The sequence below is a fragment of the Paenibacillus sanguinis 2301083 = DSM 16941 genome (assembly GCF_000374825.1).
Classification (GTDB): domain Bacteria; phylum Bacillota; class Bacilli; order Paenibacillales; family Paenibacillaceae; genus Fontibacillus; species Fontibacillus sanguinis.
This window is the reverse complement of record NZ_KB895381.1, coordinates 46,935-64,481: the sequence shown is the minus strand read 5'-3', so window position 1 is coordinate 64,481 and position 17,547 is coordinate 46,935. Positions and strand designations below refer to the sequence as shown.

The following is a 17,547-nucleotide window of genomic DNA, read 5'->3' as shown; positions in this document are numbered from 1 at the left end:
TTTACAGTTGTTGTCGATCCAACATGAAAAAGCCAGCCGCGAATGATGATCGCGACTGGCTTGTGTCGTACATGGACGTTCTCTAAAAATCCGTTCATTTATGCTCTGATCAGCATGGGCTGATCTGTGTCATTCCGGTGCATACTGGACCGCAGCGCTACCCTCAAAATAATGCTTGCCAGCTTCTATATTCCCCGGTTCCACTCCCGGGATGTTGATTTCTGCCTGACATCCGGCCGGAACATCGATTTGATACGTATAGCGGTTGCCTTCTTTACGCCAAGAACAGGATACCTTGCCATATATGCTCTGATACGTGAAAGCAGCTTCGGTCAGACTTCCTCCTGGTTGAGGCGAGATCACAAACCGGTTCTCACCCGCAAGATGGATACCGCACACCGTGTTGAAAATCCACTCACAAACAGCGCCATTGGAATAATGGTTTCTTGAGGCCTGGCCATTCCAGTTCTCCCAAATCGTAGTCGCTCCTTGCTTAATCTCATAAAGCCAGCTTGGGTAATCCTCCTTCTCCAGCATTTGGTAGGCATCTTCCAAAGCCCCGGCATCACTTAATACCTTCAGAATGAATGGTGTGGACAGAAATCCTGTACCTACATGATGCTCCCGTTCACGAACTAATTTTACCAGGTCCTTTTCTACATTTTTCTTCGTAGCTGGATCCAGGAGATCAAGTGCCAACGGTCTTACGAATTTGGCCATTTTCTGGGATAAAATCGTTCCCTGCTCTACAAAGTAATATTGATATGCTTCTTTGGCCCGCTCGGAAATTTCCCGATATTTCTTCGCATCCTCAAGCTCGCCCAATACTTCCGCCATCTCTGAAAAGCAGTTCAGAGAATACACTAGATAAGCCGTTGCTTCTTCAAATTTGGGAAGCGTTACAGCCTTCATATCTACGTCCGGCTCATTCCATTCGCCGAAATGAAAACCTGTCGTTACAATATACTTGCGATACTCGCTTGGTTCTAACTTTTGATCCAGATCCGGATCAGAGGTATCGCCCATTCTGCTTACCATAAAGTCTGCCAGTCTCTTCATAGGTTCATACAAACGTGCAGTTATTCTCAGGTCTCCATACGTTTTCCAGTATCTATAGGGAATCAGGATACCCGCATCGATCCATCCGCTTGAGCCTTCTACATAATCGAATTGTTCTCCATGTGGAGCGACACGGGGAACAATGTTATATACTTTCCCATCGGGCGCCTGATCGTCAAACACATCCTGCATCCATTTTCTAAAAAACGCCGAAAAGTCCGTAAGATAACGCCCGGCATTAAAAAACAATTGGGCGTCTCCTGTCCAAGCTGCTCGTTCTCTCGACGGACAGTCTGTAGGCACATCAAGAAAGTTACCTTTGACACTCCACAACGTATTTTTCACTAATTGCTCCAAATCCGGGGAAGAGCAGGTGAAATTCCCTGTTACCTCCATATCTGAATACACGGCGATGGCTTTGAAATTCTCTGCTTTCACCGTCTCCGGCCAGTTGTCCAGCTTGACATAACGGAACCCCTGGACACAAAATTTGGGCTTCCAGGTCTCTCTATGCTCACTGCCACAGGAATAGACGATCGTCTGGAATCTGGAATCATCACAATACTCGGGTGCAAAATCATGCTCCTGCACCAGATTTGAAAGGGTGAAATTCCCTTCCTCATCCAGCATCTCTCCCATGGTCAAAACAACGGTATGTCCCTTCGTGCCTTGGATCGAGAATTCCGGGTAGCCAGCTATCACCTGCTTGAAATCCAGGACTGTGCTTCCATCGGGGGTTGTCAGTACCGTCGGCTGCAATATTTCCTTTTCCTTTACCGGCACATTGTTGGAGCAGCACAGCACGGTATCCCATTCCGTCACGCGAGCCTGACCTTGATAAGACGGCACAGCCGCCGCATCAATCGTTTCTCCGTCTTTCATATCATTAAAACGCACAGGGCCGTCGTTACACCAGCTGAAGCTGCCATCCGTTGCTATATAAGTGATTTTTCCATCCGCATCTGTTATTTCAATCTGCGCCAAAACGCAGGTCCGTGTTCCGAACACATTGGTCGCGCCAAAAACCCCCAATTTCCCTCTGAACCAGCCATCGCCAAGAGAGATATTCCATAGGTTCTCGCCGCTATGCAATTGCTCAGTGATATCATACACCTGATACTGCGCCCTTTTTTCATAGCTGGTTACACCCGGGGTCAGCACCAGATCGCCCACCTTCACCCCATTCAAGCTCGTTTCATACAAGCCGCAGGCTGTAATGTACATTCTGGCCTTCACAAATGCCGGGACCTGGAATGTCTTCCTGAATAAATCGACCGGGTACCGTTCCCCCGGTTTCGGCTCATAGTCCCCACTGATCCATTTGGCCTTCCAGTCCTCTCCTTCCAGCAAGCCCATTTCAAAAAAGGCCGCCTCACTCCATTCGCCCACAGCATCATGTTCATCCCAGATGCGAACCTTCCAGTAAATCCGCTCTCTACTGCTGAGAGCCGCCCCATAAGGAATATGCGTCATACTGGCCGAGCTTACCTTTCCGCTTTCCCAAACACAGGCTCCTGTGTTCAGCTCGTCCTCTGTATGCGCCGCCTTGATTTCATACGCAGTCTGCCTTTTACTGTCTCCCTCCAGATTCCATCCGAATTCCGGATGAATAATATCAATACCGACAGGGTTTCTCAAATACTCTGTTTTTAGTAGAATAGCTTTCAGCATGTCAACCTCTCCTTCCGAGCCTATACTGCTTTAAATTCAAATTCAAGAATATCAATAGCTCCTGTACCATGAAACGTGATATATAAAGGCTGTTTTCCTGGATTCGGCTGAAATACGGCTTCATATCCCTTCCAGGCTTCTGACGCTGTAATGTCAATAGAAGAACAGGCTTCCCCGTTTACATCATGGGTCACCAGGATCGTCCCGGATGCCTCTCCGCGTATTGTGATACTGAAGCGATTCGCTTCGGCAAACTGAAAGTATTTGTAGCCTGCGATCGCACCATCCCGGAAATTTGCAATATATTGATTGCCGTCCCCTTCTCTATCCTCACCCTCCTGCGTAAAATAAGGGTGACTCTCATCATAGGTAAGCACCAGCAGCGGCACTCCCGACTGACTCGCCATATTACAGGCAATCCGGGCTTCATACCTGCCGATGCCCTCCAAAGGACCGTCATTTAATCCACAAGAGGTAAGCTCTGCCTGCTGGATGGTTCCATCCTCAAGAAAGAAGATTTTTTCCGCGCACGCTTGCCTGCTAAAAGCGTTCCTGTTGGAATGGCGGTGATAGAAAATGTACCATTGCTCCTTGATCTGAATGATGCTTCCATGATTATTGCCGCAATAGCTCATAGCCTGATTTCGCTCTTCACTGTCTGTAAATATGTCGGCATTCGATATAATTACACCACGGTACGTGAAGTCTTTATCCGGATATTCGCTGGTAGCGTAGCAGAGATTGTGTACATTTGGAAAGGAAGAATAGATAAAATAATACAGCCCATTGACTTTACGCATGGATGGAGCTTCAAAGTATTGATTTTCCACAAAAGCCTTCTCTTTGTTGTCGGTGATGATTTTCGGCTCTGACTTGATTGTGATCATATCATCCTCTAATTCCATGACCATGGCTCCAACTCGTTTACGTCCCTGGTCTTCATCGGCAAATAACGAATGTCCTCCAGAATAGAGGAAGATCCTTCCATCGTCATCTATGAAAATGCCTGGATCAAACTGATAAGCATCTCCAACCGCTGAACCTAGTGCATGGCCGGTCTGATCCTGCACATGTCCATAGAATTTATATTTCCCCGCCGGAGTCTCACATACAGCAACTGAAATGCAGCAGGAGCCTTCGATCGAATAATAGAGATAATATCTGCCATCCTTCCCCTGTGCAACATCAGGCGCATAATACATTTTGTCCCCTTTCGGGTCCAGCGGATCCAAGCCTTTTTCCAGAATTACGCCTTCATACTGCCAGTCGCTCAAATTGTCTACCGGTGCGGACCAGCACACATAGCTGTTCATGCAATATTCCGTTCCATTAAACCTGTCGTGTGAACCATAAAGGTATACTCTGTCTCCAAATATATGGGGTTCCCCATCCGGAATATATTCATAGCTTGGCAAAAACGGATTGTACGCCTGCTTTTTCATATGCAACCATGCCTCCAATAAGTTATTATACTGCGACTACACGATGACCTCAAAAGGCTTTAATGGATTGTCTCGCTTATTGTAAACGTTCACTTCATAATATCCGCGTCTCGCAAAAGAAATCTTGATCCGCTCTGGAAACTCTCCTTTGATCCATAACTGATCCTTGACCACTGCAGCCTCTGCCGGAGCCAACTCTGTTCCGTCCGGATAAATGATGGACAGTGCATTCACCGCATCGCCCTTCACATGCAAGCCGTCTGCATGCCGGAAGTTAATTTCTATTCCTCCCGGAACTCTGGCGGCGCTTAGAAATTCAGGCGGATCACACATAAGCTCCTCACCATAAATATGTCCTCTTGCCAGTAAGGCTAGACGTGTGCCGATCGGTTTCTTGACTTTTGGATGAATATCCCACTCCATCCCCACATCGGAGGAGCTAATCATCCAGGTATCAGGGATTGTTTTAGCTACAAGCTCCTGCTGCTCGCGCACCTCCGGAAGGTTCTTCATCCACTCTCCAAAGGGGGCAAGCTGTACGAACAGAAATGGAAGCCTGTCACTCCAAAGATCCCGCCAGCATTCAATCAGCTTACTGAACACGGTGCCGTACAGCCCGGATTTTTCCTCATCGCTTTCCCCTTGATACCAGATGACTCCGCGAACCGTATAAGGCGCAAGCTTTTTCAGCATGGTTTCATACAGCCCTCCGGGTCTATTCTCCCAATAAGGTCCGGGCTGAGGCAAATTCAATCCCGGCTGCTCGCCAGTCAACATGTTCTGAATGAATTCCAGCTGTTCCTCCCGTGAGAATCCCGGGAACATCATCCTGTTGGCCGTTTCATCGCGAAATGGATCGGAACGGTCAGTTACAGGATTAGAGATGAATTCAGTCTTATACGCTTCCACATCTAGGTCTTTAATGGCTGCTTCATAGGCTTCAAGCCACGCTTTGCCTTCGTTATCCTCCAGATAAGCCGGATCCATCCATGCACAGGCAGGCGTCCCTCCCCAACTGCAGCCCACAATGCCGATAGGGATATCAAGCTCTTGGTGCAGATTGTCCGCAAAATAATACCCTACGGCAGAAAAGTAAGGCAAATCCTCCTTGGTACACCCTCTCCAAAAGCCAAATCTGGAGTAATCATGCATTTCAAGCTGACCTTCAAACGATACCTTCGGAGCATCAAAGAAACGGATATCCGGATTCATTTCTCCCTCAAAAACACTTTCCCGCTCCGCATCAAACCGGAGATAATATTCCATGTTGGATTGTCCGCCAGCCAGCCAAACTTCGCCGATGCCAATATTGCTGTATGATAAAGTCTCCGAGCCATCGGTTATGATCAGCTCTGCATCCCGCTCGGCTTCAAAGGGGGGCAAGCTTAGCATCCAACTGCCATCACTCTCGATTACTCCGTGTACAACTTCTGTTTTTTTCCCTTTCAGGATACAGGAAATGGGGCGGCCGGGTGAACCGGTCCCCCATACATTAATTTTCTTCTGCCGCTGTAACACCATATTGTTGCCAAATACCATGGCTGCTTTCAACACGATCCCCATCTCCCCTCTCCGATATGATTCAGAGATTTCCATAACGCTCTATTCAAATAATTTCATGAGCTCGATAGCATATACTTCATGTCCGGCAATACTGGGATGATTTATTTTGTTGGCCAGCATTTGAGTGACATCATGCCCCATTGCGAGAAACTCTGTCCATACGGCATAGGTATCGCACAAGCAGGTTCCTTCCTCCGCCGCTACTCTACGAACAATTTCAACTCGTTCAGGCAATGTTGAGCCATCAGGATTAAATGGACTAGGTCCTTCCGCATTAGGTGTCATCAGAATAATATCGGCATCCGTTTCTGCTTGTATTCGCTTAACAATACGTTGCAATGTTTCCTCAAAGACAGTTAACGACAAGTCCGCAGACCAATTCAGGCTCCCATTGATCAACACAAGATCAGGCTGACAGTTAATAACATCGCGGGTGAGCCGGCGCTCCATTCCCAGAAGATCATCCCCGGCAATCCCTGCATTAAGAACCGAAACCGAGGTCTCCTCATACTTGTCAATAAGCTTCAGACGAAACCGCTCGTGGTATACCTCTCTGGCATCTGTAACTTCCAGGGGACCGGAAAGGTGAGGAGGAGCTGTTGAATCCTCTGTCGCTCCCTCTCCCGCGCCTTTGAACAGCTCTGCCGGATCAATCGTCCACTCGAAATGTCCTGCTGTTACACTGTCCCCCAGCGCAACAATGACCGGATTTCTTCTTTCTAATCCTTTCTCATCAAGTCCATTGGGGCTGAACTTCCCTAAAGTCCCTTTATTCTTCAGCATTTTACGCATGAATCGCTCTGGTCTTAACGAATGTGCGGGTGCTTTATTCATAGCCAATGTAATAAATTTATTTTTTATAGCTTCGTCCATCTCAAATTGAGTTCTCATTAGTTTGCCTCCTACTCCATATCCATACACACTTGAATCAGTGAGTGTAGAACATCATTATTCTCCATTTCTTGCTCTAAGTTCACTGACAATTTGCGGAAGTTTCTTTTCCAGTCTCCAAAACAGCATGCATACAAAGGACAGACCCGCTAAAATAATCGGAAGATAAATACTGATGGAAAGTATGCCCTGCATGGCCGAAGCGGATTGTTGCGCGGCTGCTCCGTCATAACCGGTTGCCCCCAAAATCCAACCTATACTGGAAACACTTAGTGAACTCGCCAACATGGTAGCTATTCCCACCAAGCTCATCATTAAACCAGGCGAGCGAATGCCGCTTTTCCATTCTCCATAATCTATCGTGCTGTTCACCAGAACGGTAATAAGAGCCGCTAGCGGAATAGAGCCTACTCCGGAAAGCGTGAAGCCCGCGATCGCAAGAGGTATGTTGCTTGGGCTCATTAAACGAATGACACAGCCAACAATCACAAGCAGAGTACCGATGACAACGACCCACCGGGTCCCCAATCTTTTCACGAGGGTGGGAAGAAGAGGAAAAATAATCAACCCCGGGATGGCTCCTATCATGGAAAGGATGCTCTGCATATTAATATTCCCAAGGACATATTGGGCATAGTAGACGGTAGCTGCATTATTCAATGAAAGCATAAACGTTGATGCGAACAGAACCAGGGCAGCTACGAGGAAGTAATTATTTTTCAGAATGGACAATAGGGCATCCTTAAACGGGACTTTCTGTTCAACTCCGGCTTCATCCATTTTTTTAACGCTCTTGACATTCTCGCGAGAAGTTCGGAATTGGTTGATTATGAGCAATGACGCTATGATAATTATGGTAGCGGTTACTAAAAAGTACGCCCTCTGATCCCCGCCTACCAGTCCTACTAACGGCACATATCCCATGCTTACGACCATAGCTCCGACCATATTGCCCATTGCACGTCCCGAGCCCATTTTAGTTACTTCGACCGGGTTTCGGGTAGCCATGGGAATTAAAGAACCCGAAGCTGAACCAAACATAGAAGTACCGATATTGAAAAAGATAATACATGCACCAGCCCATACCATTTTGGTCGAGGTAGCTAAACCCTCGGGAATGGAAAACAACAGAAGGAGAGCCCCCGCCATTGGCACCAGAGATATCAATAGCCATGGTCTTACTTTGCCATATTTTGAATTTAATTTATCAATCAGGATCCCTGTAATAAAGCTGGCTACAGAGCCGAAAATGGATCCCACCAATACCAGTGTTCCCAAGATAATTCCATCTAAATGAACAATCGTCGTTAAATAATACATCGTAAAAGAAGCAAAAATAAGAGCAATTAATGTATTTCCAGCCATCCCAAGAGAATCACCAAACATCTGCCCTTTACGAAGCTGCAATGGAATTTGATCTGAAGTTTCAGTTGAATGTACATCTTTTATCTCGTTTTCAGCAATCATTGTAAATTTCCCCTTACCTTATTTTTTTGTGCAATCGCTTTCAAAGCAGTTAAAAAATTTCTCCATTATATTAATGGTCTTCTTGAAGTTAACGACAACATCGCCAGAACCACTGTCTAAAGGATCTTGGGCATCCCTAGACTTCGTTACCGGATGTTTTAATTGTAATAACTTATAAACTTAAAATACATGAACATCGTTAACGCTTTCATTTGTATAATATGAAACATAGCCTTAGAGTCGTATCCGCTTTCTTCTCCGTCATGGTTCTCCTCTTGGCTGAAGTCTCACTTAACCATTTGTTAGTCGTAAATCTACGAATCATCCTTTGTCACATCTTAAATGTGAAAAAATTGGGTTATCAGGAGGTTATTGAGAAATAAATGCATCAACCGAACCAGCTATTTGTATAATACGAAACAAACAGGTAAAGTTACTTTATAGACCAACACTTTTACGTAAAACATCAAATCACCTTTGATCAAACTTGTGGTATATGAAGTGTACAGGGGGATTTTTATGAATATCGAAGAAATGAACAACATCTTGCATACCTTAACCAATCTGGAGGAATTCTACAAAGAATATACGGATGGTAACTTATCATTGGATGAATATTCAACCTATCGAAATTATATGGATATCAATTATATTAAAAAAAATAACCTGGTGGGTGTGTATTGGCCGCAACTTTATGGAGCAGACCCCCACTCTATTTCCAGTTACAAGGAATTAGATGAAAATTTGTTGATTCTGGCGGATCTCAACCTTGCTCTCAGCAAGCACATTAATTTCTCGCTGAATCTTATGCATTCAAATAAATACTTTCAATGTATTTATATCTATGAAGGATCCGGAGTGCTGAATTTGGAAAATAAGAAACTCAGTCTTATAGAAGGAGATTTTCTTATTATGCCTCCGGACGTCAACCACTCCGTCGCGATGGACCATGGAAGCATCTGTATTTACATCATGATCCGACGAAAATACATCAGTTCTAAGTTTCTGGAATTATTTAATGACAACTTCCATTTAGCGAGTTTTTTTAATAACGTGCTCTCAAATCAAACTGACAATCACTATATTCTTTTTCATACAGGTGTGAATCTTGATATCCAACGTACATTTTTACTTTTATATATTGAATATTTATGGGGAGATGAAATTCGGAACAACGTCATGGAATGTTATTTGCAGTTGTTGTTCAGCTTTTTACTGAGGTACAATGTGGCGAATATAGAATCATCAGTCTCATTTTCCAGTACGGAACTACACTATAATAAAATATTGAATTATATAACAAATAATTTTAGATCGGCCACACTCACCTCTACAGCCGATCATGTGCATTTAAGCAAGCAGTACATCTGTCGCATCATCAATCAGATGACAGGAAGCAATTTCTCAACGCTCCTTATGGAGATCAAGCTTAGCAAGGTAAAAGTATATTTAATTGAATCCAACTTAAAATTAGAGCATATCGCGGAGCATACAGGCTTCTCGGATGCTTCCCATATGAGCAGGGTGTTTAAGGAAAAAATAGGGGTATCTCCTTCTAAGTACAGGCTGCAAAATCAAGAGTCCAAATAAGCATTTTCTGTTAAGGTGGCAATCGTTAGTGGATCCGTTTAGCTGATGAGGTCATTCTTGAAAAGGATCATACGCCGCGAAAAATTATAACGCTCAAGAATGAACGTTGTACAATGCATTTTTCCCGGCGTATAATCGGCGATTATGAAAGCACACACATAATTAATCCGTGATATTGAACCATGGTCCGGAAGCCTGAACTAATGTCCAAAGCTTCTCCGGAAGTTCAAGATCACTTACTTTGGACCGATTTAGTGATGTTTTAATTCCAGCTTCTTCTCCATCCTTAACCAGTTCCACCCAATTTGGATTCATGATTAATGCATGGCCAATCGCTGCCAGAGATATCCCTTTATCCAGAGCTGCTTTAACATCGTCCGGGGTCACCATGGAGCCAGCTGCAATGACCGGGACCCGGTCATTGACATGATCAACAATTAATTCCAGATATGTTTTTTCACTCTGGTTATCGACCGGCTTTGAGGAAAGAGCACTAGCCAACGAAGCGTGGACATAATCAATGTCTGCTTCAATAAGACGATCGATTAGCTCGCAGGTGTCCTTCATTCTCAATCCGCCTTCTATATGTTCCTCAGGAGAAAATCTGTATCCTAATATGAATGGTTTTTGGGCATGCTTTTTAATTACATTTTGAATTTCCTGAACGACCGCAAGCGAGAAGCTCAAACGATTTTCCAGAGAACCGCCCCACTCATCCTCACGCCGATTGAAAAAAGGAGAAACGAAGTTCTGAAGTAAAAATCCATGTGCGCCATGAATTTCAACACCATCAAAGCCAGCTTCAATAGCTCGTCTTGTTGTTTCTCCAAACGCCTGAATCACCTCTAAAATTTCCTTATGTGTAAGTGCTCTTGACAAAATGGATGGAGCAAATGCAGAAGCTTCAGTTTCTACAGCGCTGGAGCTAACCACCTCACCCTCCGGAGTTAAAGCAGGCAGCGCTTTATTGCCCGCATGGAAAATCTGAAGCAATGCAGGCGACCCGCCGCTTTTTGCAGCTTCAGCTAATTTGCGTAAACTCGGAATAAATTTATCGTCATACGCTGCGAATTCATTCGTAAAACCTATGCCATTGGGCTGGACATGAGTACACCCCGTAATAACAAGCCCTACTCCGGCAGCTCTTTTTTTGTAATATTTCACTTCTTCATCCGATACCGTGTAATCATCATTACTGGACCAAGTTGTCATTGGAGCCATAATCATTCTATTTTTGAGTGTCACTCCATTTTTTAGCGTGAAGGGTTCAAATAAACGGTTATATTTCGTATTCACTGTTCAACCTCATTTCAAGTGTATTCGGTCATTTTGAGATCAATTTCTTCCAGCAGGAAAAAGCTCCAGCCCGGAATATTTTGCAGCAAATTCAGCAGCAAAGTTATAGATTTTTGTTAGTTCTCCAGTCCGTCAAAAATGCGCTCATCGTAATAATTGTTTTCGTTCTTGTCATGTAGCGGATCCCACACTTGAGCAAAAAACGGGTTGCGCTTTGCTTCCTCATCGTAGTTCCATGGAGATGGCAGGCAATGAGGGCACCAGTGCCCGCCAAGCAATACGAGGGTTGGACTCGCCTCGAATTCGTGTCCGAACGCACAGCGCCAACTCAGCTTTGTGAAGAGGTCTCCTTTTTTCATGGATGACGATTTGCATTCGCCTCCTCTGAATTTTGCCGCCTCAATCATATCTGAAAGATCCAGCTCCTCCTTGGGCTTGTTCTCGTCATATCCGTGATTCAGGCGTCTGGGAGTGAGGGAAGGCTTCGGATAGCTATAATTTTCCCATGAAGGAATCTTCGCCCATTCCTCTTTGGAGCCGAAGAAAGACGTAATGCGATCCTGCACATTATGATTGATCCAGTAGAGGGTGCCCATTTCTTTTTTGGCCACAGGCTCCATGACAAGCTTTTTCAAGACAAACGAAGGGACAAATTTGGCCAGTTTCAACTTAAATGGCGCATTCTTTTTCAAATCCTCCAAAAACTCATCCATCGATCCACTTCTAAAGTGTAGATAATTCTCCAACACGTCCGAGTCCTCGTACCATTGTCCATGGAAATTCCGAGTCGCAAACCAGTTGAGATCGACAGCCTTTCTAAAGTCTTTAATCCCCAGGACACCAAAGCTTTTTTGCATAAAATCGTAATTGACCGTTCTAAACTTCTCCCCACCGCCGATATTGTAAAATCTTCTCCAGAACTCTTCGGGGACGTCCTCCTCACAAACGTTCGCCAGCATCCGGCCAGAATCACTGGCCGTAACCCACTCAAAGACACCATTTACCGGCTCGTGAAACATAATCGGATCCATTCCATGTAAAAGACCGCCGAATAATACCCCGGTTTGCCGTAAGGATACCCAGTATTTCAAGCCCGACTCGACGATCATCCGTTCGGCAATCGTTTTGGTGATCGCATAATTGTCATAAATGCTGATTTTGATCGGGTCGCCCGTTCTTCCCCAGTGGATAGGCGGATTGCGGTCTCCCGTCATGGCGATAGTTCCTATATAAACCAGTTTGATGTGATCCGGTTCCGGTTGCGCCTTAATGGCCTTCAAAATGTTCTCAACAGCCCCTATATTTACCTTTGTTGTTAACTTAGGCTTGTAATCTGCCGCAGGAGATACCATACCGCCCACGTGAAGAACGTAATCTGCACCCGTCACGCATTTTAAAACGTCATTGTAATGGGTCAAATCCCCCCAAATAATCCTAAGTCCCGGCTCTTTTTCGTATTTCGCCATGATTTCCTTGTCTTTGGCGGTTGGCAGGACCAGCGTAACAATGTTGAACCTATCCCGCCTTTCAAGCAGTTGCTTTAACCCTTCCTGCCCCATGTTTCCGGATGCCCCTGTCAAAAAAATCGTTTTTTTCTTCCCCATTAATAATGACACCTCTCTCTTCCCGTCTTTTATAGCTCCATAGTCGCAAAACGTAAATTCGCTGACGTTATTTGCTTTCTTTGATATGATAAATATCAACTTGATAGTTATACTATCACTCATGCGAAATACTTGCAAATTTCACTCATTGTTCTCAAATTGACAGGCTCCATGAACTTTGATAGGATTGCCTAATCTTAATATTGGGGCTTTAAATTCCGACTCAAGAGAAAGGAGCTCGCCATGCAACCGAAACTCAGATTGGAACAGGAACGGATCACCACAAGGGAATTACGCAGGCGGAGTATTATCCAGGCCGCCCAAAAAGTATTCTGGGAAAAGGGCTTTGAAAATTCTACCATGCAGGACATCGCCCATGAATGCAGCCTTGGTATCGCTACAGTATTCCGCTACTTCTCCAAAAAAGAAAAGTTGATCGTAGCCGTCGCGTCGGAGATCGTCTGTGCCCAAAAAGAGGTTTTCGCCGACATCGTGTACAGTGAAGGAAGCTGTTACGAGAAGCTTGGCAGGCTGTTTGACGCATTGAACTTCTATGAAGACGATCTCCATCAAAGGCATTCCAAATTGATTGAAGCCTTTGAAGGTTATATTGCGATGGTCGGCTCACCCGTGGAAGATATTGAGCATTTTCAAACCGTTTACGCGCAAATGCAGGAGCTGCTTTCTGAACTTGGCAAGCTGGGAGTGCGTGATGGAACGATCCGCTCGGATATCGACATCGTCGATACTTTACTTACTATGATGAATACATTTGGTCATTTTTCTCAAAAAATGGCTATGATTCACGATACCACTGAGCTACAAACATTTGTGGACGACTCCAAACAATTCATAATTCTAAAAAATGTGTTTATGGAGTACTTGAAACCGAAACACAAACCATAAAGTAGAAAGTACGAAAAAAACGAGCAGAGGGTTGGTTTGCCCTCTGTTCGTTTTTTACTATACACTGTGCACTATGAGATGGGCTGAGCGCTAAGACCTTGGCTGCACGGGGCGCAATCGCTTGTTCTTGGATTGATTATTTCGCGTAGTAACCGCCGTCAATAGGCAACTCGATGCCCGTAATGTAGGAAGACTCATCCGATGCTAAGAACAGAACGCCATTAGCAATATCCTGCGCTTTGCCCAGCCGCGGAATCGGCGTTTGGGACAGGAACCATTGCCGCATGCTCTCGTCCTTGAACAAATCGACCGTCATCGGAGTCTCGATGAAGCCAGGGTGGATGGAATTCGCCCGAATATTATGCTTGCCGTAGTCCACAGCCGTCGCCTTGGTCAGCAAGCGGACGGCGCCTTTGCTTGCGGTATAGGGGCCCGTTCCGCTGCCGCCGGTTAACCCAGCAATCGATGAGATGTTTATAATCGAACCGCCCCCTGACTCGATCATATAAGGAATAACATGCTTCTGACCGAGGAAAACACTCGTCACATTGATCTTCATAATCTTCTCCCAGTTTTCGACGGTCTGATCCAGAAACGGCGTCGAGTCGGACACCCCCGCATTGTTGACCAGGATATCGATTTTACCGAATTTCGCAACCGTTTCGCTTACGACGCGAATCCAATCCTCTTCGGAAACCACGTTTTGCTTGAAGCCGATCACTTCGCCGCCATATTCCTTGATCTCGCGCACAACCTCTTGAAGTTTGTCTTCCTGCATGTCCGTAATGGCCAGTTTTGCGCCCTCTTTGGCGAACAGCAGTGCATCCGCTCTCCCCATGCCTCCCGCGGCTCCGGTAATGATCGCGACTTTGTCAGCAAGTCTCATAAGAACACCTCAATTATTAAAATTTTTTAATTCAATAATTTGACTATCACATTTTTAGAATAACTGAAAAAACCGTGTTTAGCAAACGGTTTCATGACTTTGAAGCCGCTGCTCAACTCGGTTTATTTTGGGGAACGCTTATGTTGTGGAAGGAAATGATCTCTATGTAACGAGGGATTAAATAAGGACTATAACGTTTTAAGTCAATACCTTGCTGATTGTTTTCTGTGATAATTATCTCTGGATGATTCCTGCACCTCCTCCAGGTCATGCACTAAACTTCGAAGCAATTCCAGAGTATTCCAGCTAATATGGTGCTCAAGTTGTTCAACTTCATCCGCGATTTGTTGTTCAGGTACACCAATTTGTCGTAAAAACCGCTCTAGCAACAGATGCCTGTCGAGCAGTTGTTTGCCAACTTTCCTTCCCTTCCCGGTTAAAGATATCCGGCCATATTTCTCGTATTCGATATAGCCGGATTCCCCCAGCTTTTGCGCCATCTTGGAAGCTGATGAAGGTTGGACAGACAACGCAACGGCCACATCAGATACTCGGGTATAGCCTTTTTCGAGTGATAGCAGATAGATTCGCTCTAAATGATCTTCCATGCCCGGCGTTGTCATCTCGTTCCCTCCTGATTATAGTGATTTCAAATTGGGTCTCATCCACCTTGCCACAATGCCATGCTTAGGCGAAGCTATGAAGCTGATCATGAATACAAGACCCGTGGAAAAAGCCATAGATCCGGAGATAGAGGTATCCAACCAAACGGCAATAAAATATCCGGAAATAGCTGCGACAATGCCAAAAATACCACTCAAAACCATCATAACGGCAAGCCGGTCAGTCCATAGATAAGCCGCTGCCGCTGGCGTAATCAGCATAGCCACAACCATAATCGCACCAACTGCATCAAAAGCCGCGACCGTTGTTACTGAAACAAGTCCCATAAACACATAGTGCATGAGTACAACTGGAATACCAATACTCGCAGCGAGTGCAGGATCAAACGAAGTGATTTTCCATTCCTTGTAAAACCCAATAATTGCGATCAGGACAATAATAAGTACAATTGATAAAATGAAGACCGCTTCTGGAATTTCGCCGATCCAAGGCAAGCTCATTTTTTCCCAAGGGATAAATGTAATTTCTCCCATCAAGGTGTGCTTGACATCCAGGTGTGCATTTCCTACTTTGGTTGCAATTAATACAACCCCTATGGCAAATAAAGAAGTAAATACCACACCAATGGAAGCTTCCTGCTGTACGCCAAGCGAATGAAACCACTGAACTAAAATCGCTGTCAATAACCCGGCAGCAATAGCGCCAATCAACATGTGAATACCGCTCAATTCGCGCGTAATCAAGAACGCAATCACAATACCAAGTAATACAGTATGGCTAATCGCATCCGCCATCATTGCCATTCTGCGCAGAATAAGCAGAGAACCGATCAGTCCACATGAGACTCCAACCAGCGAGGCGGTAAGTATAATCCAACCGGCATAGCTCATGCTTAGTTCCCCCTTTCCAACGCACCGCTCCCATGAACGGGGAGCTCTTTAAGCAGCTTTCGTTGCCGGTATTGCTGAATTCCGATGACAAGCAAACCTTTACGAATACCGAGTGCTAATGAAACAACGAATAGGGAAGCTGCAGCAATCACAATAAATGGACCGGTTGGCCATCCCTTTCCGTAGGCGCTCAGCAAGGTGCCGATGACACCCGAGCTGCCTCCAAACACAGCGGACAGCACCATCATCCACTTGAAGGAGTTCGTCCAGTACCTTGCGCTAACAGCGGGTGTAATCAGAAGCGCCGCCATGAGAATAACCCCTACGGCTTGAATGCCTATGACAATCACCAGTACCAGGCAAAACATATACAGGCTGTTCATCCACCGACTCGACAACCCCAATCCCTTACCAAATGCCGAATCAAACAAAAACAGCTTCCATTCCTTAAAGGCAATAACAGAAATAAACAAAACAAGTAAAGCCAATCCCGACATAAGCCATACGTCTTTGCCCACCATTGAAGCTGCTTGGCCATAGATAAAGCTATCCAATCCGCTCTGACTAGCTCCGGCCATACGATTGACAAAGGTAAGCAGCATGATGCCAAGGCCGAAGAAGACGGACAAAATGATGCCCATCGCCGCATCTTCCTTGACGCGACTTGAGGAACGTATCCAATGGATGAGCAGAGCCCCAAATAATGCACTAACTGCGGCACCAGCAATCATCAAGGGTAGATTTTTTTCGCCAAGAATGACAAACCCGATAATAACGCCTGGCAACGCAGCATGAGATAATGCATCACTCATTAGACTTTGCCGCTTCCAGTAGGCGAAGCAACCGATAATACCGGCGGCCGTTCCCAAAATCAAGGTGCTAAGCAACACCCATTGAGCGTTTTGCGACAATCCCAGCATCATACCGACTTCGCTCCCCTCCAGCGCAGCGTTCCCCCGTAAGTTCGATGAATGTTGTTTTCTGTAAAGGTCTCTGCCGTCGGGCCATGTGCAATCACAGTTCGGTTTAAAAGCAGTACATGGTCAAAATAATCCTCAACCGTCTGTAAATCATGATGGACAACCAGCACCGTTCTTCCCTGGCTTTTCAGCAAATTGAGCGTCTTCATAATAGCGCGTTCCGTTGCCGCATCCACACCCGCAAGCGGCTCATCGAGAAAGTACAACTCCGCGTCCATAACGAGTGCGCGGGCCAAAAAGACTCGCTGCTGTTGACCACCTGAGAGCTGGCTGATTTGGCGCGAAGCATAATCTGCCATCCCCATCTCCGCCAAGGCTTCCATCGCTTTTTCACGGTGCAAGCGTTTTGGCAGTTTTAGCCAGCCTATTTTCCCATACAGCCCCATTAACACAACATCAAGTGCATTAGTAGGAAAATCCCAATCCACGGAGCCGCGTTGCGGAACATAGCCAATTCGTGATTTCACTTTCTGATAGGAAGACCCAAAGAACGCAACCTTCCCAGCTAAACGTGGATGCAACTCAAGTATGACTTTAAGTAAGGTTGATTTCCCTGCACCATTAGGCCCCACAATACTTGTCATCGTTCCTGGCTGGACATCAAACACCACATTGTCCAGTACCTTGTTCTTACGGTAAGAAGCAGATAGTCCTTCAACACTTAGAACTGGAAGCACG

At 45.5% G+C, this 17,547-nt stretch carries 14 protein-coding genes; 2 read left to right on the top strand and 12 right to left on the bottom strand.

Features of this window, described 5'->3' with window-relative positions:
- Positions 1–129: 129 nt before the first annotated feature.
- From C557_RS23375 to C557_RS0111145, 5 genes are read right to left on the bottom strand one after another with little or no spacing between them, the layout of a single operon-like run.
- On the bottom strand, positions 130–2,730 hold the full coding sequence (locus C557_RS23375; protein WP_018751947.1) for an alpha-L-rhamnosidase: 2,601 nt from the start codon (positions 2,728–2,730) through the stop codon (positions 130–132).
- Positions 2,731–2,750: 20 nt separating this feature from the next.
- Positions 2,751–4,172 carry a family 43 glycosylhydrolase gene (locus C557_RS0111160; RefSeq protein WP_018751946.1) on the bottom strand — a complete coding sequence of 474 codons (1,422 nt, stop codon included), beginning with the start codon at positions 4,170–4,172 and terminating at the stop codon, positions 2,751–2,753.
- A gap of 36 nt (positions 4,173–4,208) precedes the next feature.
- Complete coding sequence (locus C557_RS0111155) at positions 4,209–5,726, bottom strand: sialate O-acetylesterase (protein ID WP_169338223.1); 1,518 nt, start codon at positions 5,724–5,726, stop codon at positions 4,209–4,211.
- 48 nt (positions 5,727–5,774) lie between these two features.
- Positions 5,775–6,626, bottom strand: coding sequence for an SGNH/GDSL hydrolase family protein (locus C557_RS0111150; protein ID WP_018751944.1), 852 nt, complete (start codon positions 6,624–6,626; stop codon positions 5,775–5,777).
- 57 nt (positions 6,627–6,683) lie between these two features.
- Positions 6,684–8,093 carry an MFS transporter gene (locus C557_RS0111145; RefSeq protein ID WP_018751943.1) on the bottom strand — a complete coding sequence of 470 codons (1,410 nt, stop codon included), beginning with the start codon at positions 8,091–8,093 and terminating at the stop codon, positions 6,684–6,686.
- 519 nt (positions 8,094–8,612) lie between these two features.
- Between C557_RS0111145 and C557_RS0111140 the strand changes: the two genes are divergently transcribed.
- Entirely contained in the window at positions 8,613–9,683 is a 1,071-nt protein-coding gene (locus tag C557_RS0111140; RefSeq protein WP_018751942.1) for an AraC family transcriptional regulator, read from the top strand.
- 162 nt (positions 9,684–9,845) lie between these two features.
- On the opposite strand, the gene C557_RS0111135 is transcribed toward C557_RS0111140, so the two are convergent.
- Positions 9,846–10,979, bottom strand: coding sequence for an NADH-dependent flavin oxidoreductase (locus C557_RS0111135; RefSeq protein ID WP_026263419.1), 1,134 nt, complete (start codon positions 10,977–10,979; stop codon positions 9,846–9,848).
- 116 nt (positions 10,980–11,095) lie between these two features.
- Complete coding sequence (locus C557_RS0111125; protein WP_018751940.1) at positions 11,096–12,583, bottom strand: NAD-dependent epimerase/dehydratase family protein; 1,488 nt, start codon at positions 12,581–12,583, stop codon at positions 11,096–11,098.
- 243 nt (positions 12,584–12,826) lie between these two features.
- On the opposite strand from C557_RS0111125, the gene C557_RS0111120 reads away from it, so the two are divergent.
- On the top strand, positions 12,827–13,489 hold the full coding sequence (locus C557_RS0111120) for a TetR/AcrR family transcriptional regulator (protein ID WP_018751939.1): 663 nt from the start codon (positions 12,827–12,829) through the stop codon (positions 13,487–13,489).
- Positions 13,490–13,625: 136 nt separating this feature from the next.
- On the opposite strand, the gene C557_RS0111115 is transcribed toward C557_RS0111120, so the two are convergent.
- The 5 genes from C557_RS0111115 to C557_RS0111095 form a co-directional block, all read right to left on the bottom strand.
- Positions 13,626–14,375: an SDR family NAD(P)-dependent oxidoreductase gene (locus C557_RS0111115; protein ID WP_018751938.1), complete on the bottom strand. Its 750-nt coding sequence runs from the start codon at positions 14,373–14,375 to the stop codon at positions 13,626–13,628.
- A 203-nt stretch (positions 14,376–14,578) separates the two neighbouring features.
- The gene (gene mntR / locus C557_RS0111110; RefSeq protein ID WP_018751937.1) at positions 14,579–14,998 is read right to left on the bottom strand and encodes a transcriptional regulator MntR; all 420 of its coding nucleotides are present in this window, start codon (positions 14,996–14,998) and stop codon (positions 14,579–14,581) included.
- Between the two features lie 15 nt (positions 14,999–15,013).
- A complete protein-coding gene (locus C557_RS0111105; protein ID WP_018751936.1) occupies positions 15,014–15,889 on the bottom strand; it encodes a metal ABC transporter permease in 876 nt (291 codons plus the stop codon).
- Positions 15,890–15,891: 2 nt separating this feature from the next.
- Positions 15,892–16,812 carry a metal ABC transporter permease gene (locus C557_RS0111100; RefSeq protein WP_018751935.1) on the bottom strand — a complete coding sequence of 307 codons (921 nt, stop codon included), beginning with the start codon at positions 16,810–16,812 and terminating at the stop codon, positions 15,892–15,894.
- Positions 16,809–17,546 (bottom strand): metal ABC transporter ATP-binding protein, encoded by a 738-nt coding sequence (locus tag C557_RS0111095; RefSeq protein WP_018751934.1) that lies wholly within the window; start codon positions 17,544–17,546, stop codon positions 16,809–16,811. The genes C557_RS0111100 and C557_RS0111095 overlap by 4 nt, the downstream gene beginning before the upstream one ends.
- Position 17,547: the final 1 nt, after the last annotated feature.

Coding starts and splice junctions, on each gene's coding strand:
- C557_RS0111105 (WP_018751936.1), bottom strand. CDS start 15,889: ATGAGCTATGCCGGTTGGATTATACTTACCGCCTCGCTGGTTGGAGTC.
- C557_RS23375 (WP_018751947.1), bottom strand. CDS start 2,730: ATGCTGAAAGCTATTCTACTAAAAACAGAGTATTTGAGAAACCCTGTC.
- C557_RS0111150 (WP_018751944.1), bottom strand. CDS start 6,626: ATGAGAACTCAATTTGAGATGGACGAAGCTATAAAAAATAAATTTATT.
- mntR (WP_018751937.1), bottom strand. CDS start 14,998: ATGACAACGCCGGGCATGGAAGATCATTTAGAGCGAATCTATCTGCTA.
- C557_RS0111100 (WP_018751935.1), bottom strand. CDS start 16,812: ATGATGCTGGGATTGTCGCAAAACGCTCAATGGGTGTTGCTTAGCACC.
- C557_RS0111145 (WP_018751943.1), bottom strand. CDS start 8,093: ATGATTGCTGAAAACGAGATAAAAGATGTACATTCAACTGAAACTTCA.
- C557_RS0111140 (WP_018751942.1), top strand. CDS start 8,613: ATGAATATCGAAGAAATGAACAACATCTTGCATACCTTAACCAATCTG.
- C557_RS0111120 (WP_018751939.1), top strand. CDS start 12,827: ATGCAACCGAAACTCAGATTGGAACAGGAACGGATCACCACAAGGGAA.
- C557_RS0111160 (WP_018751946.1), bottom strand. CDS start 4,172: ATGAAAAAGCAGGCGTACAATCCGTTTTTGCCAAGCTATGAATATATT.
- C557_RS0111115 (WP_018751938.1), bottom strand. CDS start 14,375: ATGAGACTTGCTGACAAAGTCGCGATCATTACCGGAGCCGCGGGAGGC.
- C557_RS0111125 (WP_018751940.1), bottom strand. CDS start 12,583: ATGGGGAAGAAAAAAACGATTTTTTTGACAGGGGCATCCGGAAACATG.